Source organism: Candidatus Methylomirabilis sp., from assembly GCF_028716865.1.
Classification (GTDB): Bacteria; Methylomirabilota; Methylomirabilia; order Methylomirabilales; family Methylomirabilaceae; genus Methylomirabilis.
On the sequence record NZ_JAQUOY010000008.1, the window covers coordinates 58,768 to 78,585 of the forward strand.

The following is a 19,818-nucleotide window of genomic DNA, read 5'->3' on the forward strand; positions in this document are numbered from 1 at the left end:
CATGGTTCCGTCCCGGTCAGCAATGGCTTGACGGCGCTCACAATTCCTCAAGATACCGCTCATACTCGCCCCTAGTAAACCAATCGACCAACGGCTTCTCGCAGTGCTCTGGCAGCTCCCACTGAATCGCGAGGGTGTACCCCTCGCCGCTCTTATCGGCCCTGGTGACCTCGCCGAGGGTATCCTTCGGTACGCCGGAGAACTCGACCAGGGTTTTGATCCGCCGACCGACCTTGGCCAGCGCCGCGCTCTCATCAAACAATATCCGTTCAGACATAGCAACCTCCCTAAAACTCACGGGTTGTGGTGAAGGGACCGGCCCAGTATCCACCAGACCGGTCCCGTTCGCAATAGGAGTTCAGGTCAGGTGATGTCAGCGGCGCATCGGCGGCGGAAGGGGCACTCGGGACACCGCCAGCTCCGCACAGGGTAATAGGCTCCCGCCTCGATGGCATACAGCACGCGTCGGATCAGCGCCAGGGTCCAGGCCTCGTCCTCCTCGGCCTTGACGGCGTAGTAGCTCTCCATATCGGGCGCCTTGGTCTTCAGCAGGACGTCGAACCGGATCAGGACGTTCTGCCCGTCCGTGGTGTAACCCAGGCGCCGGAGGGCATAGGCGTAAAGTGTTGACTGAAGGTGGTTGTCGGCCTGGTTCTCGGTGTAGCGACGTGCGGAGGTCTTCAGATCCGCGATGGTCATGGTTCCGTCGGCATCGCTCTCGATCAGGTCGAAGATCCCTGCGAGCTTCGTCTCGAGGATCTCGCCCGTGGCGGGATCGATCAGGTCCACCAGGAACGGCATCTCCACCGCCTCAATGGTCTGGGGACGGGCCTTGGCGTGAAAGACCTCCAGGAGCCCGTCGCCCTTCTCCCGCATTGACCGCTCGCTCTCGCCATCCTTGTACAGGACCTCGATGTCTTTGGGGATAGCCTCCTTGAACTCCGCATGAAAACAAGCCTTCAGGACCCCGACAATGAGCGGCTCCCCGAACTGCTTCAGGTGCCGGTAGTAGTGGGCGACGGCAGCATGGATCGCCCGGCCAAAGGCGAGCGAGGCGGGCAGGTGCTCCCAGGGTGCCCCCTGAACGTACTGGTAGTTGTACCTTTGGGGGCACCCCAGGAAGGTGTCAAGCTGGCTGTGGGAGGTGTGCAGATGGTTGCTGAACTCGTTGACGGTCATGGGTGATCCCTCCTGTTCTGAAGTGAAGGGTGAGGAGTAAGGGTTAAGCGCTTTTCCTTCTGGTCCCCCTGCTCCTCACCCCGGTGGCCTGATGGTTATGCAGGCGACTGCAGATGCTGGATGAAGTCGGCGGCGCTTTGGTAGGTCAGGTACGGGACCTGAACGCCATACCGGTTGAGCGAATCCTGGTTCAGCTCGATCGGGGAGAGCCCGCGCCGTTTGGCGGTAGTCAGGATCGCGCTGTGCTGGGCATTGGTCAGGCGGCCATTGGTGTTCGATCCTTCTGGCTGGTCGGACTGACCGTTCGTGGGCTCAGGTTTTTTGGTTCCAGCGTCCCGGCTCGTACGGCGAGCGGTCGTCCCCTGCGATTGGCCGGCGCCGTTCTCTCGCCCGGCCAACCGAGCCGAGCGCTCCCCGTAGAGGTGAAGACCTACGCCCAGGAACGTGGCGCACTTCTTGAGGGCATCGGTCGCCGCCGCCTTCAGGTCGTCGCCGATGGAGATGATCGACTTGCTGTCACGGTCACGGGTGATCTGAGTACTGCCGAACTGCATCTTGACCACTCCCTCCGCGGACAGCTTCCCCAGAACCAGGATCTCATCCTTCTCCTCGACGATCTGGTGATCGAGGACCTCAAAGGACCAGGCGCCCTCGAAGGCATCGTTCAGGCGCTGGATGATGGAGTGGCCCTCCACGTAGTCCAGCATGCCGTTCCTGCCCTTGCGCTGCTTGATCTGGGCAGGTTCAAAGGGTTTCTGCAAAAGTTCGCGATTCATCGTGAGCTCCTTTCTTAACCAATCAGCGTTCAGCTATCAGTTTCTGAATCCGGATCCGGAACCTTGACGCTCGCGAGCCATCGAGTAGCCGGGGTCTCGAAGGAGATCCAGATCAGTACCGTGTCCCAGTACTCGACGGCTCCGCAAGGTTCAACATTGTCGGTGGAATTCTCCCTGCCAGTCGCCTGCGCGACGCAGACAGGGTCCGCCAAGCTCTCTTCGATCATGTTCTCCCTCCTTCTTGCTCGCGTTCGGCATCAAGGGCATGGGCAAGCCGCCTCTCCATCTCGCGGCTGCGGGCGAGGTCGAGCGCCTCGTCCAACGGCATGGCCTCAAGTTGATCGAGCCACTCGTCATACCCCTCGTAATCACCCGGCATCGCTCTCACCTCCCTTCACCGTCCCAGCGCCGTTATGACCGGCCTGGGGCTGCTCGCCATCAACGCTTGCCAATGCCTCCTGCAGGATCTCGCTCACGAGGCGCGTCATGGGAACGCGCCTGGCCTTGGCCAGTCGGTACAGGGGCGGGATGAGCGCCTCATCGATCCGTGGGCTGTACATGACCATCACCTCCTTTCACCAGCCCAACAGACCCGATCCCATTCCTTGACGGCATCGCAGACAACAAGAGCCTGACGCTCGCTGCCCCGACCATGCGAGGGGAAAGCAGTTCTAAACCTGCTGATGCTGCGCCATGGAGTAGTAGCTTCCGGCCGGCTCGATGATGATGTGATCGTGGAGCTTCAGCGCCAGCGTCTCGGCCGCAAGTACGAGCAAGTGGGTGAGATCGAGGTCGTGCTGGCTTGGCTGGGTGTTGCCGGAGGGGTGGTTGTGGGCAACGATGATCGCCGCTGCACCAAAGAGCAGGGCGAATCGGAAGACGATCTTTGAATCAACAGTGGTTTGGTCTTGGCCGCCGCTTGCAGCGACCTTATAGCCCGTGATCCGGCTGCGGGAGTTTAGGCAGAGCACCACAAAATGCTCTTGGTCGGCATCCAACTGCCGGTAGATGGCCTGAAGGATGGCAACCGCCTCCCCTACCGATCCGCAACGCTCATCGAGCCCGGGCTCTCTGACCTCCAGTGTCACCGTTGCGGTCTTAAGCCTGTAGCGGGTCGCTGGGGCTTCAGACCTTACACTTGGCAAGAGCGCTAATTGCACGTGCTTTCCCATGCCTCCTCACCTCCTTTCACCCCACAACAGACCCGATCCCATCCGGCGAAGCCGGAGAGGGGACGACCCCAGCGATAGGGAACTAAAGGAGAGTGGAAAGTGGGAGGGATCAGGGCGCGGAGTCTGGGGGCACGGATCAGGCGGAGCCTGTTCCGTGAGGCGCGGCGAGGGAAGGCGGGGCGGCCAAGCATTGCGGTATTTAGGTGCAAGGCGCAGGACCCCCAGCCCGAGCGAGGTCCGTCAGGATCTCGCGGCAGCCGATGCCGCGCCGTACCCAGGTGGAGCGCCCGATCGGCGGCAGGGGGAGCCCCAAGGGGGCGGTGGCGGGAGGGCGGGGGAAGAGGACCATCCGCACAAAAAAGGCCCCGGTCAGGTCGCCGGGGTCATGGCCGCCTTGCGGCTCTGGTAAGCGCCCCACAGGACGGCCCATTCGTGCGAAGGGAGCGATCCGAGACCGTTTCGCTGGCGCCGGTGCAGCTCGGTTCCAAGCTTCGGCACGTCGTGCTCGTGAGCCCGAGCGATCCGACGGAGCAGCGCCGCGGCGTGGGTCGAGAGACGCATCCCACGGTGAAGCTCGTCCTTGCGCTGTCGGTAGCGTGTCCAGGCCGCGCCCGCCTGATCGTGGGTGAGGGACATTCCGTAGAGCGCCCGACCCAGTTCCGCCAGATCGGGGAGGGATGGGCAGGCATCGATCCGGCCGACAAGGTCACGGAACCAGGCCGGCTGGGTCTCGAGCCATGGCGTAACATCGGGTTCGGGGCCGAGATGCCCGACCACGTGATAGCCGACGGAGGACAGCACGGGGGTCTCCTCTTCGGCCTCACCCTCCTCCTGGTACGGTTCGGCATCGTCCATAGGATCGTCGGCCTGTTCCAGCATGGCCAGTTGCACCACCAAGCGGAAGAGCCCACGCCGGACGGTCTCAGTGCCCCATTCGAGAGCCTCAGCCACGTAGTAGGCAACGACCTGTTCATCGGCATCGAGCGCAAGGAAGAGTTCGCCCAGTTCCACCGCCGTAGCGGCGTCACAGCCGAACCGTTTTCGGAGCGCCGGGACCGAGAGGAACGCGGGCCGACCGTCCGAGTCATTCAAGTGCGGCGCGACGATCGTGTCACCCGCCACCTCGCAACGCTCGAACCAGAGCCGGTCGCCTTGCGACAGCGACGCGACATGGACGAAGGTTTCGTGAATGGGGCAGCCGCCCTCGGCGGGGATACGAACGATCTCCGGCAACGATTTGAAAGGCGAGGGTGATTCGGGGGGATCCGGCACCCACCGGAAGCCACCCGCCCAAGCGTCCGAAGAACACCGCAGCGGAACCCAGCGCCCCCCATCGAACGTCGGCAGGACCGCGCCCCCGCCACAGACGAACGCCACCACCCGAAGGCCCCGAGCCAGGGCACAACGGAGGGTGAAGTGAGTGCCCCGTGACGGGCCGTGCAGGAAGGCCACGACCCCCGCCGCCGATTCCACCAAGGCCGCCGTGCGTGATTTAAGGGCGGCAACGGCGACATCCCGCGAAGCCCCGCGAACGAGCGACCCGGACACCACCGAGCCCCCCAGCGCCGAGAACCGGGCCAGGGACCCACGGCAATCCCGAGGCGCAACGGAGACATCGCCGGGAAGGGTGACGACCGACGTGGCGCAGGCCCCGCCACCCGCGTTGACAAGGGACCGAAGCGTGAACAGATCAGCCCCGACCGCCCCGCCCGACCCGACACCGAGGCCACGACCCAGGAGGGAGCGGACCACCGAAGCAACCCGGGGTTCCCACGACGACGGAAGCGACCGCGAACCAACAACCGCAACGTAACGACCAGCAGCCATGACGCACCTCCCGAAGCAACGGCCGGGACCAGCCCCGACACCACCCGCAAGCCCAATGCAAGCAGGTATAAAAAGGAGACCGCCCCAGGTGGAGCAAGGCCGATGTTCGGAAGAGAGAGTTATGCTATGGCAACAGATAGAGGGAGGCCGGATTGGTGGGGATCGGCAACCATCGGAAGGCCGCTGCGGAATGGTTTCGCCGGAGTCACCGAAGGCCGAAACGAAGTGGAGGACCTCCGGCCCAGCCCCCGAGGAATAAATGGAGGGGACCCGCTGGGGAGGAGGCCGTTTATGCCGCAGGGGGCGGTCGGCGCGGCGGTTGCTTTTTCGCAAGCGCCGTGACGAGGGCCGGAGGTTGACGCAGGCGAAAGGGGCGGTACAATCAGAAAAGCTGCGTGCGAGGCGAGCCCCCCGCCACAAGACGTGGGCCAGTCGACACCGTTCTTCGCCGGCCACCGCGGCCCCCAGGCCGCCATCACAAGGCAACCAGCGTCCGGTCATCCCAACAAGCTCGTAAGACTACGGCCCGGGCGGTAGGTGTGTTGTAGGGATATGATCCCCGCCTATCGACACCGCTTTTCGCATGGCACTCCGCGCCCCAGCGCGGCCCACCCTGGCAACCAGCGTCCGACTATCCAGAGGAAGAGAGGAGGTATGGCATTAGGGGAATGTGAGGCCGGCCCGATCACGATCGTCGCCTCTACGACATCCTACAGGGTCTCTTCAGGACGCTTCCGAAATGTATTGGTCCGGCGACGTGGAAATCTTGCGGTAGGCTCCCTGCTCGGATCGCACACCAAAGCGGTGGATGCGGGGACGGCGCGGCGCGGCCCATGCCGCCAGCGGTATGCATGGGGCGTGACGCGCCTTAAGATGGCGGGATATGGCTCATCTCGCGCCGATGGAGCGCCAGAGTGGCGAGCTGAGCGGGCGTTCGGAGAACTCAGGTATCAAGCAGGGCCGATAGGCGATTAAGGCAAATCTCAGTCCGGTGGACAGCCGTGCTGACATGATCAGTAGGAAGAAAAATCGCCTTTATAGTAGAGGGGATAGTACGCAGCCCTGCCTGTGCGTCTCCGCACGCAGACAGGTCTCGTGTGCTAGAACATCGAGAACCGATGCTCCAGGTACTCCCGCTTATCGATCACCTGTTCCTCGTAGAGCTTGCCCCATGGTCGCCTAATGAAGCTTCCCTCGCTCCCCGGTTGGACCACGAGGAGGGCGAGCAGCAGGATCCCGGCAGCCAGGGCCAGCTCCATCGGTGAGCCAACCCGGAGCCGCCCACTGAAGAGCACGAGGTTCTGCCCCCCTTCCAGGAAGACAGGAATGCCGGTCGGCGACAGGGCGTCGCAGAGCAGATGCGCCACCACGACCCCGATCCAGGCGTCCCGAAGGGGCGGGATCGACGCGAAGAGGGTGAGGATGACCGCGTGCAGCGCCAACGAGTGGGAGATCCCACGGTGCCGGAGGTTCGTGCCTGGTATCTTCTCCACGAGATCAGGCAGGATCGTGCCGATCCCCACGGCGACCGGGTTCATCCCCGTGACATGAGCGAGTGCATAGCCGACTGTCAGGTGCGATGCCCAGATCATTGTTCCCTCGCGAAGTAGGGAGTCACCGTGACCGGCTCCCAGCCACGGCCTCCCTTTCTCAGATAGCCCTCGAAGGGCTGCTTCAATAACAGGAGGCTCCCTTCGCTCAAGAGGAGCTTTGACGTGGTCGAGCGAATCGCTGTCTCTGCATGCATCAGGACCAGTTTGGTGGCCACATTGTCCAAGATATCGCTTGAGAAATGCCGGAGATCCTGCGCCGCCAGGAGGACCATCAACCCGAACTTTCGCCCCTCCGATACCAGGCGATTCAGGATGGCCAGGGGGTCACTCTTCGACTTGGCCAGGATCAGCTTGGCCTCGTCCAGGATAATGGCGCCCCGGAGCGTGGGCTTCTGTCCTGCTAAGACCATCGTCCAGAAGAGCTGCCGGAGAAGCACATCCACGGCCAGGTACTGCAGCTCATGGGGCAGGCCGGACAGGTCCACCCGCATCCAGCCCTTCGGGGGGAGGGGGATAAGCCGATTCCGGGAGAACAGACCGCAAACAACGAGCGGCCGAAATTTGACATGCAGGGAGGCGAGGGACTCCCGCGCCCTGCCCTTGGCCTCTGCCTCCTGCATCGTGAGGAGCGCCCAGAGGGTTTGAAAGGTTGGAAGCGGCTCCCTCCACGTCCGCGGCTCCTGCGTGATACCCTGCGCCTGATAAACTGTCTGAAGCAACTCGGTTAACACCCCCTGCTGGTAGCTCCCCATGGGAGGGAAGGCCCGTTTTAAGCGACTTCGAATTACTTCGATGGCCCCGTTGGGGCCGCCGGCCCGTTCATCCTTTGGGAAGGCGAAAAGAGAGAGGCCCCAGGGCGAGCGAAAGTGGAGAGGCATATCTTTCACTCCCCCCACGTGAAGATCTCCATGCAGGTCCAGGATCAGGCCCCAGGGCAGCGCTCGCTTGAGTTCGTGGATCAGGGCCTTCAAGGTCTGGCTCTTTCCCGCCCCGCTTCCGCCCACGGCCAGAAAGTGAGGGTTGGGGAGGACCTGGGGATCCCACCGGACCTCCCTGCCCAGCGCCTGGCCCAGCAGGAGACCCTGGTCTTGATCCGGGGTCTCGTCCGTAACGTTCGTCACCTCGGGACTCTCACGCTGCGCCCGTTCCCACAAGGCCTTGGCCATGGGGATCAGGAACGCCCACGGGATCATGTGCGTCCCCCTCGATTGATGCCATAGAAGATATACCGGATGGCAGCCGCCAGGAAGACCAAGGAGTGCAGGCCGGCCAGCATGAAGAAGACGACGACCACGGCCACCAGAATATAGGTGATATCGAAGGTTCTTCCTCCACCGCCCAGTGTGACTGCCTTCGGGTTCTTTGGCTCGAGCCTCGCTCTCAGCCTCCACGGAAGCTCCCCCACTCTGGAGCAGGTGACGACCACTCGCTTCGCCCGCTCGACGGCCCGGACCAGGAGATCCAGCTTCCGCCCCTGGGCGGCGGCGAGGTGGGCATTGTCCAGGAGGAGCACCGACCCCTCGCACTGCCGGAGAAAGAGGGGAATCCGGTCGGAGAGCCGCTTGCCAGGGAGATCGACGAGGGTGTCGCCCAGCGGCAGGAGCGCGTCCACGATCAGCACCCGCTCCCCGCTCGCCTCGAACTGTTTTGCCAGCGCCTGGAGCCGTTGGCTCTTGCCTGTGTTGGGTCCCCCCTCGATGATCAGTGGCTGGCCATCCTTCAGGTAGCTCTCCCGCCGCTCGCTTCCCCACTGTTCCCGGAGAATGAGACGGGCGGCGCCATAGAGCCGCCGGACCCGAAAGCCGAAGCGGGCACCCGCGCCTCCCGCGTGGGGCCTGGGCGCTTGCCTCGTGAGCCGGTTTAACAGGCTGTTAAACAACGGGTAGCGGCGTCGTCCTGGCCGAGGACACGACAAACCCTTACGTCGGGCTTGGACATAGGCCGTCATGCAGGCCCGTCCCCACCTCTGGCCGGGATAGGCCGGCTCCTGTCTACACCGCCGGCAGATCATGATCCGTTCAGCATCGCCCGGAGCGTCGGCTGCTGGGCTGGCGGAATCAGCCCCGCGAGCTTCTCGATGAGGGAGCCGATCTGCGCCCGCCGTTGCTCGATCTCGACCTTCTTGCCGTACAGCTCCAAAAGGAAGTGGTTCGCCTCCTTCTGATACTCCACCCCTTCCCGGACCCGCCGGCCGGTCCACTGAAGCTGCTCGTCCATCTCCTTCAGCAGTTCCTCGCCAAGTCTGACCTGGGCCTGGAGCGCGCGAAGCTCCTGAAGCAGCGCGGCGGCCTCCCGCTGCACCTCCCGCTCGACCTCCAGCACCTTCAGCGTGCGTTCGGCCTTCTCCCGCCGGTCCAAGAGGGGCAGCGAGGCGACAACCCCCACGCCCTGGCCCTCCAGTCCGGCGTTCGGGAGCAGCACCCGGCCTCGGGCCTCGATCTTCAGCAGGTTCCCCGGGGTGGGGAGCAGGGCCTGGGCCTCCCGGATCCGGGGCGAGTGCTGCACGATGAAGGCGATGATCGTCTGATCGGAGGGAGCCTCCGCAGCGAAGGCGCAGGGAACCAGGGCGAGACAGAGCCACAGCAGGAGAAAGGGCATCGTGCCGCGTTTCATCGAGCTATTGCTCGGCATCATTGTTTCTCCGCCGTCGCCAGTGCCTGCTCAAACCGCTGATGACGGAGATGGCACAGGCCCACGGCGACGGCATCGCTGATGTTGTTGTTGGCGACGTAGATTCCCGTCAGCCGTTTGACCATCTGCCGGACCTGCTCCTTGTCCGCCGTCCGGTTGCCCGACACCGCCTGCTTCACCTCGAAGGTGGTGTACTCATGGACCCGGAGGTGATGGAGATTCGCCAGGGTGAGAATCATCCCTCGCACCCCGCCCAGCTTGAGGGCCGTGTCAGGGTTAACCCCGACAAACGGCAACTCGATAGCCAGGTCCACCGGCTTCAGCTTCTTGATCAGTCTGGCCAGGCTCTCCTGGAGCACCTGCAGCCGGTCCTGCTCCGGGTACGCCGGGTTGGTCTTGATGGCCAGGGTGGTGACGACCCGCTCTGTCTGTTGGTCCACAAGGGCTACTCCCGTTTCGGCTAAACTAGGATCGAGCGCCAAGGTCAACATCGCATTGTCCCTCCCATGGGGTCTTCAGCCCCGTGTTCCGCCCACACCCAGAGGATCGCCTCAGCAAGCGTGACCGGCGTGTAGGCCCCTTCCCGGGTGTAGCGGTAGGCCTGACCATGCCAGGCCAGGTTCAGATACCGACGGGTCCGGATATGTTTGTAGAGGAAGATGGTCGTCCCCCCCTGCCGGACCTGTCCCATTGCCATGAACTGGGCACAGAGGGCGGAGCCCACCAGCCGGAAAAGGGGTTCCCACTCCGGGAGATCCGGCACCTCGATCCGGCCAGCAGGGGGCGTGTACTGGTCCAAGCTCATCGCCACTCAGTTCTCTTCGTGCTGATGCTCATCGGCGTTGTGCTATCGCTCAACTTCCGCACTTTTTTCATTCCCCTCGTTTTTGATCTGTGATGTGTAGAGAACCCGCGTCTGGCCTGCTTTCTCTACGGATTGGAATCCGTGATGCATCACGCTTCCCGATCCGTAGAGAGCCCGCATGGGTCCTGCATTCTCTACACATCACGTTTTGCAATGGGGGAAGAAAGGGATGGTGCCTCGCCTCCGTACCGGGCTTTGAGGTCGATCAGGAGGGTCGGTGTCACCGCATAGGCCCGCGCACTCTTCCCACCATGCCACCGCCAGGTCGAAACCAGCCCAAGGGGATTCAGGAGTCCAGCTAACGCCTTCGGGGACTTTACCCACTCGAGGTTGTGCGCACGGAGGAGTTCGAGCAGTTCTGAGGGGGCAAAGACGTCCCGCCCCTCGGTCTCCACGATGGCTTCCAAGGCTTCAATCAGCTTCACGGTCGTGGTGTCCCCTTCATCCCGCACCCCAGAGAGGTGGTGGGCCAGGGCCACCAAGGTCGAGGCCAGGCGCTCTGACGTACCCAGGCGGTCTGCTTCAGCATCGGCAAGCAGGGCGATTGCGAGGAGGGGCTCCCACAGGTCCCTGGCCCGGTCGTCCAACGCCTGCAGTTGCGGAAACTCCCCCTCGTAGGCCTCGGTCAGATCCGCCGCCCGGGTCAGTGCCCAGGTGTAACAGGCATCCCGCAGCCGTTGGGCCTCCTCTTCCAGCCGGCCGGGGCTGAACCGTTCGACCGGTTCCTGCTTCAGCTTGCGCGACATGAAGACAATGATGCTCCGGTCCTCGAGGGTCTCGGCCAGGTGGGCGATGCCGGCTAGCGCCCTCGGACAGTAGGTCGGGTAACTGATCTCCATGAAGCGGTCGCCGCGCTTCTCCAGCCGCTGGACCACGCCTCCCCGTTCAAAGCCGCTGTTCAACACCGCCAGCAGGCCCTGAAACGTCTCCTTCTCTCCCCGAAGATGTTCGATCTCATCCAGCAGCAGCGTTCCGCCGTTCTTCGAGGGTCCCCGGAAGACCTGGGCTTCGGTGGGGTTGGTGGTGCGCGGAGAGGCGTTGAAGGCCACCAGGGCGAGGAGGTCGAGCACCCGCGACTTGCCGCAGCGCCGCGTCGGTGACCGCAGGACGAGATAGGGGAAGACCCGGAAGATCCGGTAGACGTACGTTCCGACGGTCCAGGCGGCCAGGAGGAGGGGGAGACGCCCATCCCGGAAGATGACGAACCGGTGGAAGAAGGCCGTCAGCTCCCGTAACAGGGTGGACCCGGTGACGGTCTCCCCCGCGAGGAAACGCATGATCCCCCCTCGGCTGAACCGGCAGAGATCAAACCCCCGGTGATCGACCTGCACGCCGTCCGGCAGTTGGGCGGCCTTGAGGAGTTTTCTCCCGGACGTGACGAAGAGCAGAGTATCCCCCGCCGGAATGCCGAAGGAGAGTGCGCCGTTGAGGAAGTCCTGGGCCGGATGGATGAAGCGCGGCTGCCCGATCCGCTCCAGGACGGCTACGGCATCGGGGATAGGCCCGCCCTCGGCCTCTCGCCGCCCTGTCCACTCCTTCCACCACTGGGCCGCCCGGGAGAAGGTGGGATGTTTGAGGGGGATGCCCTTCAGCGTCCCGAGCGATTGTTGCGCCGGAGTCCCTGTTCGCTCCATCGCCACCAGGTAATCATCCAGCCCCCATTTCTCCCCATGCGGGCCGGCCGGGAGGATGGCGATGCGTACGATCGCGCCTCGGGCCTCCAGCTCCTTCCCCAACGCATAGACCGCCTTCAACAACTCCGGCCGGCTCCAAACATCCGAGTCGGGATAGAGCATCTCCTCCCGCTCGACATGGGCGATGGTGTCGAGCCCGGCGATTGGCTGGCCGTCCGCGAGCCAGTTCCAGAGTCCACCCAGGCCCAGACACGGGAGACCTTCCTGGCACGCCTTGGCCGCCTTCTTCTCCCCCTCCGTCCAGGCCAGAGGTGCCGTGGCATCCGGGAGGACCTGCGCCGCCAACGGGGGCCGGTACAGGCGAGCGCCGCTCTTCGGACGTTGCAGGTACTTCACGGCATGCCCATCTTTTTCGTAAGGTGGAAAGACCTTCACTCGACAGAATCCGTTCTCTCCTGGATACGGAAAGACCAGCGCGGATCGCACGCCGTTGGGATCGAAACCCACGAGCCTCGCGATGTCGCCGGGACGGGCGGAGTGCAGACCGAGCGCGAAAATGGTCGCTTCCGTCAAGCCGCTCTGTGTGAGATCGGCCAGGTGATCAGGATGCAGGGTGCTTATTCCCTCCGGCATCGTCGTCCCCTTGCTCGAAGCCGAGACCTGGATGCGCCAGGCTCAGTCCGCGGATCCCCTCGGTCGTTCGCCTCCGTTCACTGCCCCAACAGACTCGATCCCATCCCGTTCCTTGAGCTGTGCCTTCAGTTCCGCGATGTTGGCTTGAAGCAAGGCTAGGGCAAAGGCGTAGATCTCGTTCCGTTCGGCGGGCGAAAGGGAGAAGAACTCCTGGTAGGGGAAATCCCCCTGGATCAGGCGACAGGCGAGAGCAGCAGGGCTGGAATCTCTGGCCATGATTCCACCTCACGACGAGGACAGCCTTTATCGAAGGAGCTCTTCCGGCTTGAGACGGAGCGCCTGGGCAAGCTTGTAGAAGAGGTCCACTTTGGGGGTGCGGAGACCTCGTTCGATCCGCCACAGCGTCACGGGATCCGCTCCAACCTCCTCGGCCAGCCGCCGTAGGCTCCAGCCGAGGGCTTTTCGCTTTGACTGGATCCGATCTCCTCGCACTTTAGATCGCATTTTCATGCTCCAATACATTTCTAATAGGAAATACTATTAATTATATCGTTTCTATTTGTCAAGATATTTTTTATTTATATATTTTCAGTTGACAAATGTTGCCAAATGGAAATAGCATAGACGCATGACGCTGCCTGTAGGTGAATGGATCAAAGTCAAGCGGAAGGCGAAGAAACTCTCGCTGGCTAAGCTCGCTCAGAAAGCGGGGTGTAGCGACAGCGCCCTTTTCTGGATCGAGCGGGGGCGGAAGGCCGATTTCGAGCTCCTCCGCCGGATCGTAGCTGGCCTGGACGAGTCGTTTCAGTTCTTCCTCCAGGAGACGGGTGTCATCTCCGAGGAAGAGCAGCGGTTCCTGGAGGACCCGGAGTTCGCGAAGATCTACTTCGAACTCCAGCGGAAGCGGGAGCTCAATCCGGGAGAGAAGCGACAGTTGGCTGAGGTGCTGCTTCAGATCATCAAACGGTTCTAGGGAGACCCATGCGGCGCCTGCTTCGGGAGCTGGAGCAGCAGTATCCGCCCTTCAACCAGACTCCCCTGCGCCTTGAAGATCTCGAGATGATCGCCGACCATGAAGGCCTTCTGATCTTTCGGCAACCGATCCCTTGCCTCTCCTGCCTCTGCTCGTACAGGGGACGGTCCTTTGTCCTTGTTAAGCAGGGACTCCCACCCTTCCTGGAGACGATCCTCCTCGGCCACGAGCTGGGACACCACTTCTTTCACCCTGGCCTCGACCTCTCGCTGCTCAAGCGCACCCTCTTCAGCCGGGGGAAGATCGAGCAGGAGGCGAACGCTTTTGCGCTCTGTGCGATCCTGCCCACTCCAGCCTTGGAGCAGCTGATCCGGGAGAAGGGCTATCCGTCCCGGACGGCCATCAGAGGCTACCTGCGGGAGGAATACGGGGATATCACCGTCTGTGTTGAAGGGAGGGACAGGCTGGAGGGCCTGATTCGGGAGAGAGTTGCGCTCGATGTGCTGACGCGCAGCTTCGCTTTGGTGAGACGACGATGAGCATCTTTTGGAACAAGGTCCGAGGAAAATGGGAGATCCAGGTCTTCTCCCAAGGGCAGCGGCTCTCGCGGCTTCTCCCTGATCCCCGCAGCCGCCCCGATCCTTCCTCGCCGCCTCGGGAAGCCCGACTCCTGGAAGCCCATCTCAAGCTTCAGCTTCAGCGGGGCGAGGCCTCGGCGCAGCGCCAGACTCTTAAGGCCCTGGCAGACGCCTATCTCCAGACGGCCAAACTCCGCTGTAGGCCGCGCGGCGTGGAATACCTTGAGAGCCGCATTCCGCATCTGCTCCGCCTCCTGCCATCCCGCGTAGATCGGATCACCCGACAGTTGGTGGAGACCTACCGCGTCACACGGCGTCAGGAGGGGGTTTCGAATGCCACGATTAACCGAGAGGTCTCGGTCCTCAAAGCCATGCTGAACCGCGCCGTGGACTGGGAGTGGCTGCCTCGCAATCCCCTTGCCCGCTTCAAGCCGCTCCCGGAGCCCCCGGAACGGGTCCGCTATTTGGAGCCCGCTCAGTTTCGGGCGATCCTGGCCGAACTGACGCTGCCGCTCCAGGTGCTGGCGCTCGCCTCCTGTCTTACCCTTCTCCGGCTGTCGGAACTCTTGAGCGTCCGTTGGGACCAGTTCGATAGCTCCGTGTTGGAGGTTCCGGTGAAGGGCGGACGGCTTAAACGCCTGCCGTTGACCCCCCCGATTGTCGGCCTGCTGTCACGGCTGCCCCACCTGGGGCCGTGGGTCTTCACCAATCCCGCCACCATGAAACCGTATACCAGCGCGGGGGTAAAGGCCTCTTGGCGCCGGGCGTGCTGCCGGGCAGAGATCAAGGACTTCCGCTTCCACGACCTGCGGCACCAGGGGGCTACGCTACTCTACGAGCTGGGTTACGATGAGGGGATGATCAAGAGGATCGGTGGCTGGCGTTCGACAGCCGCTATGGAGCGGTACCGGCATATACGGGAGCCGCTGGTGGTTGATGCCCTTCAGGCGCTCTGGAGCACCCTGGTGCCCTATCTTGCTCTTGAGCCTTCGACAAACCAGTTGATATCTGCGAACCGGCAAGGTAAAGCATAGGCGGTGCCTTTGGCTCAGCAAGCGGTGAGAGTCGCCGGTTACTGCAGACGATACTGCAGACGTGTCGAAATTCTGGAGCTTGATCAATGACTCGCAGCCTTGCTTACAGCTTATAGGAAGCGGACTAAGCAACTATGACGACCCGTTAGCTCAGTCGGCAGAGCTCCTGCCTTTTAAGCAGGGAGTCCCGGGTTCGAGTCCCGGACGGGTCACCACCCTCTTTCTAACCTTGCGGCAACGCAACACAATCCCGTAGCCATACACAGTTATGTGCGCGGTACGCAACGCCGGTATCGGTTTCGCCACGCATGGATTTGGCCATCGGGAACCAGCGGCGGGGCGGATGCCGTCAGCAAAACCATCGGCCAGCTGCTCCTCGTTTAGCAGCAGATCAGTGGTGCCGATCACTTCCTTCGTTTTGCCCTTCACACCGATGACGATAGTGACGTACATGCACTTGACGGAATAGTTATTATAGTGCATACTGCATACGTGAAGTGGGAAGCTGATCTCCATGACGATTTCGTCCCCGAGTACCGCGGTCTGCATAAGGACGTGCAGGACGAACTACTGGCCCACATCGAACTGCTTGAACAGTTCGGCCCGCAGCTAGGGCGGCCCCATGCGGACACTCTGAAGGACTCACGTCATGCACATATGAAGGAATTGCGGTTCGACGCCGCTGAGGGTGTCTGGCGTGTAGCCTTCGCGTTTGATCCACACCGCAAGGCCATTATTCTGGTAGCCGGAGATAAGTCCGGCGTGAGCGACAAGCGGTTCTACCGTCAACTGATCGACAAGGCCGATGCGCGTTTTGACGCTCATCTGGCCACAGTCAAAAAGCAGAAGGAAAAGAAAAGGAAGTAAAGACCGTGACACACCTCGAACGAATAAGGAAGGAATTAAGCCCGGCCCGGCGCAAGAAGATCGAGGCTCGCGCAGCCCAGCTCATCGCGGAGGAAATGACATTACAGGAACTCCGGCGCGCACGCAAGCTCACGCAGGTTCGCATGGCCAAGGAACTCGGCATCGGACAAGATGGCGTGTCCAAACTTGAAAAACGCGCTGATCTGATGATTTCCACGTTGCGGAAGACCGTTAAAGCAATGGGCGGGACGCTGTCGCTTGTCGCGGAATTCCCTGACCGCCCGCCGGTCGCTCTGTCCGGTATCGCCGAAGACGAGCCGGACTCCAAACCGGCGGGCCGAAAACAAGCGCACGCACATGCGTAGGGGGGACTGGCGGGTCCCAGTGTTCTGCAGGCGAGTGGCATTTGTTCATTGTGGTGCGCGAGATGCGGCATGGTGAGGTGCGGATCGTGACGGCGAGAGACATGGACACCAAAGAGCGAGGCTATTACCGGAGGCGTGGGAAATGAAGAAGCAGACGAAACGAATTCCATCACTCCCGACAGATCGAGAGGCGGCGGCATACTGGGACACGCACAGCTTCGCGGAGCACGCCCAGGAAACCACCGAAGCCGGTATCCGGTTTGTCAGGCGACCGAAGCGGGCAATCAGCATCCGCCTTGATCCCGAGGATATTGCGAAGGTCGAGGCGATGGCAGAGGCCAAGGGCTTGAGCTACACCACCCTGCTGCGGATGTGGGTCAAAGAACATCTGGCGGCGTAGGGAGAGAACGGCATGGGCCTGCTTTTTCGTAAGCGCTTACGGCTCAGCAAGTGGCTGTCCCTGAACGTGAGCAAGTCGGGGCTGGGGCTCAGTGTCGGTCCTCCGGGCGCGAAGCTCTCGGTCAACCCCAAGCGGGCGAGGATGCAGATCGGGATTCCAGGAACAGGGATCGGCTATCGGCGGGATGTGTCCATGCCCCAGGAGGGAGGGGAGCCGTCCACACCGACACGCCGTCATACCCGCGTTTGGCTGATCGTGGGGCTGGTGGCGCTCGCGTTCTTGATCTACATCCTCTCCGGGTGTGGATTCGCACAGTGGCGCGACCAGGCGCTTCGAGACGTGGCCGAAGGGCGCTGGCATGTGATCCCGGAGCAGGTTCCAGCCGGAGGCGCACCCTCGCAGACCATCGAGTTTTACGACGCCAGTGGCAAGCATCTCGGCTATGGAAAGGTGCAAGGCGGGACGGCGGAGTTCTTCAACGTTGACGGAAGTCGAGCCGGGTTCGGTAAGGTCGGGCGGTAGGGAGGCAGTATGGCGCGTAAGGGTGGCGTAGATCGAGGCTTAATGAACTGCCCCGCAGCAAGCTACGGGGTAGTTCATCGCCTTGCTATTGCTCGCGGCCAGCATTTCAACCGGATCGTTGGAACTTTCTTGCTAAGCACTAGATAAGCGTATAGGATTTGGCTGAATCACCGATCTCGGAACGCCACCCACATCGCCAATGCGCTCATCCGACCTCGTGTCGAGCGCGTATGCCGCAGCTTGGGTTTTGAGCCCCCTGTTCTCTGTACTCCGGACGAGCTGATGGCAGAAGAGGAACTATGACTGCTCAGAACTTTGATACCAAGGAGCCGTGGGTCGATCCGGTTGTGGCTGAGGTGCGCGCCGCGCGCGAGGCATTACTCGTCGAGGTCGATTATGACCTTCACAAGTTGTGCGAGCTGTTACGCGCCCATCAGATCCAGGCGGGGCGAAGGGTTTCGTCTCGTGGACCGCGATGGATCATGCGCGTGTCAGGTGAAGCTGCCTAACACGCCTCAGCTCTTAGCGAGAGTCATATGACGAATACGCTGTTATCCGGCGGGTCCCTGGAGACCAGGCCTACGGTAGCGTATAAGTACACAGATGACTAAACGACGAACTCAGGTCTTGAAGATACACTCACTCGACCACAGATGGCACGATAAGGACGAAGTTCTGCTTCACGCCGCCTTCCAAGTGCTGGCAGACTTTATCGAGAAGGAACAGCCCGACCGATATATCGACTGGAGCGCGAACGCATTGCATAAACACGCCTGGCGCGAGATCAAGCACCTGTACAAGTGGTGGAGAGAGAAGCGGCCCGCACGGCGAAGTCCTTTCGACGACAAGCAACTGATTATCCCGTCGCTCAGGTTCAAGAAGATACCTGACTCCGAACTGCATCAGATGGTTGAACCGGATAGGAAGAGGTATGCAGCATATTATCGCGCCTTAAGACAAGAGGCGCGACTGGAACAGAAATGGTATGAGGAAGATCAACGCAATCTACATCGACTTATTGAAGTCCGAGGCTTTCTGTGGACTTGAAGTATAGCGAGGTAAGCCACGTTGAGGGAAGGATATCTTCCTCACATAAACGCGGCTAATCGGAGGTGTCAGCCATGAGTAGAGTGGAGTCGATCGAAGAATAGATCAAGACGCTGTCGGCGGAAGAGGTCGCGACGCTTCGAGAGTGGTTTCTCGAATTCGATTGGACGCTTTGGGATCAGCAGTTCGATCGCGACGTTGCAGCCGGGAAACTCGATGTCTTGGCGGATAAGGCGCTTCGGGATCACGCGGCCGGAAAGACGACTCCTCTTTGAACCATCATGCGTCCCCGGAGTTCTTCCCCGAGAAGGGATGGTCAGATTTCCCTCATTATAAGGCGGCCTACGAGGCAGTAGGGCCGGGGTCCGGGATGCCGGCTTCGGCGAAGCCTTTTGCTCGCAGGATGCAACTGTCACAGGCGCGGCACGGCTGTCCGTCCGGGGTCGGGTCGTAGCAACTCCAGGTGAGTTGGAAATCGACCCCAAGGACAGCGCCTCGCCGGATGATCTCGGCCTTGGTCAGGTGGATCAGCGGGGTGTGGATGGTCAACTTGGATCTGCCTTCAACGCCGGCCTGGGTCGCCAGATTCGCCATCTGCTCGAAGGCCGCGATGTATTCCGGCCGACAATCCGGATACCCGCTATAGTCGATCGCGTTGACCCCGAGCACAATGGCTTCCGAACCGATCACCTCTGCCCAGGCCAGCGCATAAGAGAGAAAGATCGTGTTGCGGGCGGGGACGTAGGTGATAGGGATACCGGCTCCGATCTCCTCAACCCCGCGGCCCTTCGGCACCGGAATTTCAGCAGTCAGGGCCGAACCGCCAATCTGCCGAAGGCCGAGGTCAAGGATCAGGTGCTGGACGACACCGAGGGCGGCCGCGATCCTCTTCGCGCTCTCCACCTCGCGCGCGTGACGCTGGCCATAGCGAAAGGTGAGGGCATAAAGCTCATACCCCTCGGCCTTTGCCATCGCGGCTGCCGTCGCGGAGTCAAGCCCACCGCTCAGCAGGACGACAGCACGCTTGCTCACTACACCCCCCGCCGATTCGGATCCCACAGGTACTTATGGAGCTGGATCTGGAGTCTGGCGTCAAGTCGATCGGTCAGGATCCATTCCGCCAGCGTCCCAGGGTGCAATTCACCGAATACCGGGGAGAAGAGGACTTGAGCCTTGTCAGCTAGGCCATGCTCCGCCATCAATCGTTTCGCCCACTCGTAGTCCTGGCGATCCGCGACAACGAATTTGATCTGGTCTTTCCTATCGAGATACCGGAGGTTCTCAAGATTGTTACATGGATCCATCTCGCTTCCAGGGGCCTTGAGGTCCAGGATCTTGACTACCCTGGGGTCGAGGCGATCAACGCTGAGGCTTCCCCCTGTTTCAATCAGGACTTCGTACCCATCATGAAGTAAGTGACCAATCAGAGGATACACCTCTTCCTGTAATAGCGGCTCCCCTCCGGTGATCTCAATCAGCGGGCACTTATAGGCTCGTACCTGTTCCAGCACCTGTTCGACCGACCGTTGCTCGCCCCCGTGGAACGCGTAGGCCGTATCGCACCACCGGCACCGAAGGTTACACCCGGTCAGGCGGACAAAGATACACGGCCGGCCGGCATAGGTCGATTCCCCCTGGATGCTGTAGAAGATCTCGTTTACGCGGAGGCTCATAACCGCCCTGACGTTAGGATGCGACCAACAAATACAATGGGCAGGCTTCCTCTCATATGCCAAGCGAAAGCCTGCCCACCAGATAATCC

Annotated in this window: 29 protein-coding genes and 1 tRNA gene; 11 read left to right on the top strand and 19 right to left on the bottom strand. The window is 61.8% G+C overall.

Translation table 11 applies throughout. The features are described from left to right. Positions 1-37 precede the first annotated feature (37 nt). The 8 genes from PHV01_RS05060 to PHV01_RS05095 form a co-directional block, all read right to left on the bottom strand. On the bottom strand, positions 38-277 hold the full coding sequence (locus PHV01_RS05060) for a hypothetical protein (RefSeq protein ID WP_337290058.1): 240 nt from the start codon (positions 275-277) through the stop codon (positions 38-40). An 86-nt stretch (positions 278-363) separates the two neighbouring features. Beyond that, complete coding sequence (locus PHV01_RS05065; RefSeq protein ID WP_337290059.1) at positions 364-1,179, bottom strand: PD-(D/E)XK nuclease family protein; 816 nt, start codon at positions 1,177-1,179, stop codon at positions 364-366. A 95-nt stretch (positions 1,180-1,274) separates the two neighbouring features. After that, positions 1,275-1,955, bottom strand: a complete 681-nt coding sequence (locus tag PHV01_RS05070; protein ID WP_337290060.1) for a Rad52/Rad22 family DNA repair protein — start codon at positions 1,953-1,955, stop codon at positions 1,275-1,277. Positions 1,956-1,984: 29 nt separating this feature from the next. Then, positions 1,985-2,182, bottom strand: coding sequence for a hypothetical protein (locus tag PHV01_RS05075; RefSeq protein WP_337290061.1), 198 nt, complete (start codon positions 2,180-2,182; stop codon positions 1,985-1,987). Next, complete coding sequence (locus PHV01_RS05080) at positions 2,179-2,334, bottom strand: hypothetical protein (RefSeq protein WP_337290062.1); 156 nt, start codon at positions 2,332-2,334, stop codon at positions 2,179-2,181. The genes PHV01_RS05075 and PHV01_RS05080 overlap by 4 nt, the downstream gene beginning before the upstream one ends. Continuing rightward, on the bottom strand, positions 2,324-2,521 hold the full coding sequence (locus tag PHV01_RS05085) for a hypothetical protein (protein ID WP_337290063.1): 198 nt from the start codon (positions 2,519-2,521) through the stop codon (positions 2,324-2,326). The genes PHV01_RS05080 and PHV01_RS05085 overlap by 11 nt, the downstream gene beginning before the upstream one ends. Positions 2,522-2,626: 105 nt before the next feature. Further along, positions 2,627-3,127: a JAB domain-containing protein gene (locus PHV01_RS05090; RefSeq protein ID WP_337290064.1), complete on the bottom strand. Its 501-nt coding sequence runs from the start codon at positions 3,125-3,127 to the stop codon at positions 2,627-2,629. A gap of 369 nt (positions 3,128-3,496) precedes the next feature. Then, on the bottom strand, positions 3,497-4,954 hold the full coding sequence (locus tag PHV01_RS05095; protein ID WP_337290065.1) for a hypothetical protein: 1,458 nt from the start codon (positions 4,952-4,954) through the stop codon (positions 3,497-3,499). Positions 4,955-5,608: 654 nt separating this feature from the next. Here PHV01_RS05095 and PHV01_RS05100 point away from each other — a divergent pair. After that, entirely contained in the window at positions 5,609-5,929 is a 321-nt protein-coding gene (locus PHV01_RS05100; protein ID WP_337290066.1) for a hypothetical protein, read from the top strand. A gap of 125 nt (positions 5,930-6,054) precedes the next feature. On the opposite strand, the gene PHV01_RS05105 is transcribed toward PHV01_RS05100, so the two are convergent. The 9 genes from PHV01_RS05105 to PHV01_RS05145 all read right to left on the bottom strand — a co-directional run bounded on the left by PHV01_RS05105 (position 6,055) and on the right by PHV01_RS05145 (position 12,774). After that, positions 6,055-6,546, bottom strand: coding sequence for a hypothetical protein (locus PHV01_RS05105; protein WP_337290067.1), 492 nt, complete (start codon positions 6,544-6,546; stop codon positions 6,055-6,057). Beyond that, positions 6,543-7,700, bottom strand: a complete 1,158-nt coding sequence (locus PHV01_RS05110; RefSeq protein WP_337290068.1) for a hypothetical protein — start codon at positions 7,698-7,700, stop codon at positions 6,543-6,545. Before PHV01_RS05110 ends, PHV01_RS05105 begins: the two co-directional genes overlap by 4 nt. After that, positions 7,697-8,455 carry a hypothetical protein gene (locus PHV01_RS05115; RefSeq protein ID WP_337290069.1) on the bottom strand — a complete coding sequence of 253 codons (759 nt, stop codon included), beginning with the start codon at positions 8,453-8,455 and terminating at the stop codon, positions 7,697-7,699. Before PHV01_RS05115 ends, PHV01_RS05110 begins: the two co-directional genes overlap by 4 nt. A gap of 59 nt (positions 8,456-8,514) precedes the next feature. Further along, complete coding sequence (locus PHV01_RS05120; RefSeq protein ID WP_337290070.1) at positions 8,515-9,120, bottom strand: hypothetical protein; 606 nt, start codon at positions 9,118-9,120, stop codon at positions 8,515-8,517. A gap of 17 nt (positions 9,121-9,137) precedes the next feature. After that, a complete protein-coding gene (locus PHV01_RS05125; protein ID WP_337290071.1) occupies positions 9,138-9,629 on the bottom strand; it encodes a crossover junction endodeoxyribonuclease RuvC in 492 nt (163 codons plus the stop codon). After that, positions 9,623-9,949 (bottom strand): hypothetical protein, encoded by a 327-nt coding sequence (locus tag PHV01_RS05130; protein WP_337290072.1) that lies wholly within the window; start codon positions 9,947-9,949, stop codon positions 9,623-9,625. The genes PHV01_RS05125 and PHV01_RS05130 overlap by 7 nt, the downstream gene beginning before the upstream one ends. 188 nt (positions 9,950-10,137) lie before the next feature. After that, a complete protein-coding gene (locus PHV01_RS05135; protein WP_337290073.1) occupies positions 10,138-12,270 on the bottom strand; it encodes a DUF3631 domain-containing protein in 2,133 nt (710 codons plus the stop codon). Between the two features lie 42 nt (positions 12,271-12,312). Next, a complete protein-coding gene (locus PHV01_RS05140) occupies positions 12,313-12,546 on the bottom strand; it encodes a hypothetical protein (protein WP_337290074.1) in 234 nt (77 codons plus the stop codon). A 27-nt stretch (positions 12,547-12,573) separates the two neighbouring features. Further along, positions 12,574-12,774 carry a helix-turn-helix transcriptional regulator gene (locus PHV01_RS05145; protein WP_337290075.1) on the bottom strand — a complete coding sequence of 67 codons (201 nt, stop codon included), beginning with the start codon at positions 12,772-12,774 and terminating at the stop codon, positions 12,574-12,576. Between the two features lie 124 nt (positions 12,775-12,898). On the opposite strand from PHV01_RS05145, the gene PHV01_RS05150 reads away from it, so the two are divergent. The 10 genes from PHV01_RS05150 (at position 12,899) to PHV01_RS05195 (ending at position 18,056) form a co-directional block, all read left to right on the top strand. Continuing rightward, the gene (locus tag PHV01_RS05150) at positions 12,899-13,243 is read left to right on the top strand and encodes a helix-turn-helix transcriptional regulator (RefSeq protein WP_337290076.1); all 345 of its coding nucleotides are present in this window, start codon (positions 12,899-12,901) and stop codon (positions 13,241-13,243) included. 8 nt (positions 13,244-13,251) lie between these two features. Next, positions 13,252-13,782 carry an ImmA/IrrE family metallo-endopeptidase gene (locus PHV01_RS05155; RefSeq protein WP_337290077.1) on the top strand — a complete coding sequence of 177 codons (531 nt, stop codon included), beginning with the start codon at positions 13,252-13,254 and terminating at the stop codon, positions 13,780-13,782. Next, positions 13,779-14,855 (top strand): tyrosine-type recombinase/integrase, encoded by a 1,077-nt coding sequence (locus PHV01_RS05160; protein WP_337290078.1) that lies wholly within the window; start codon positions 13,779-13,781, stop codon positions 14,853-14,855. The genes PHV01_RS05155 and PHV01_RS05160 overlap by 4 nt, the downstream gene beginning before the upstream one ends. Positions 14,856-14,994: 139 nt before the next feature. After that, positions 14,995-15,070 (top strand) — tRNA-Lys (locus PHV01_RS05165). 277 nt (positions 15,071-15,347) lie between these two features. Beyond that, complete coding sequence (locus PHV01_RS05170) at positions 15,348-15,722, top strand: type II toxin-antitoxin system RelE/ParE family toxin (RefSeq protein WP_337290092.1); 375 nt, start codon at positions 15,348-15,350, stop codon at positions 15,720-15,722. Between the two features lie 5 nt (positions 15,723-15,727). Next, the gene (locus PHV01_RS05175) at positions 15,728-16,087 is read left to right on the top strand and encodes a helix-turn-helix transcriptional regulator (protein WP_337290079.1); all 360 of its coding nucleotides are present in this window, start codon (positions 15,728-15,730) and stop codon (positions 16,085-16,087) included. A 142-nt stretch (positions 16,088-16,229) separates the two neighbouring features. Beyond that, positions 16,230-16,487, top strand: a complete 258-nt coding sequence (locus PHV01_RS05180; RefSeq protein WP_337290080.1) for a CopG family antitoxin — start codon at positions 16,230-16,232, stop codon at positions 16,485-16,487. A gap of 12 nt (positions 16,488-16,499) precedes the next feature. Then, complete coding sequence (locus tag PHV01_RS05185) at positions 16,500-17,009, top strand: DUF4236 domain-containing protein (protein WP_337290081.1); 510 nt, start codon at positions 16,500-16,502, stop codon at positions 17,007-17,009. A 299-nt stretch (positions 17,010-17,308) separates the two neighbouring features. Beyond that, on the top strand, positions 17,309-17,518 hold the full coding sequence (locus tag PHV01_RS05190; RefSeq protein ID WP_337290082.1) for a hypothetical protein: 210 nt from the start codon (positions 17,309-17,311) through the stop codon (positions 17,516-17,518). Between the two features lie 94 nt (positions 17,519-17,612). Next, a complete protein-coding gene (locus tag PHV01_RS05195; protein ID WP_337290083.1) occupies positions 17,613-18,056 on the top strand; it encodes a hypothetical protein in 444 nt (147 codons plus the stop codon). A gap of 342 nt (positions 18,057-18,398) precedes the next feature. On the opposite strand, the gene queC is transcribed toward PHV01_RS05195, so the two are convergent. After that, a complete protein-coding gene (queC, locus tag PHV01_RS05200; RefSeq protein WP_337290093.1) occupies positions 18,399-19,028 on the bottom strand; it encodes a 7-cyano-7-deazaguanine synthase QueC in 630 nt (209 codons plus the stop codon). A 59-nt stretch (positions 19,029-19,087) separates the two neighbouring features. Next, positions 19,088-19,729 (bottom strand): radical SAM protein, encoded by a 642-nt coding sequence (locus PHV01_RS05205; protein ID WP_337290084.1) that lies wholly within the window; start codon positions 19,727-19,729, stop codon positions 19,088-19,090. Positions 19,730-19,818 lie beyond the last annotated feature (89 nt).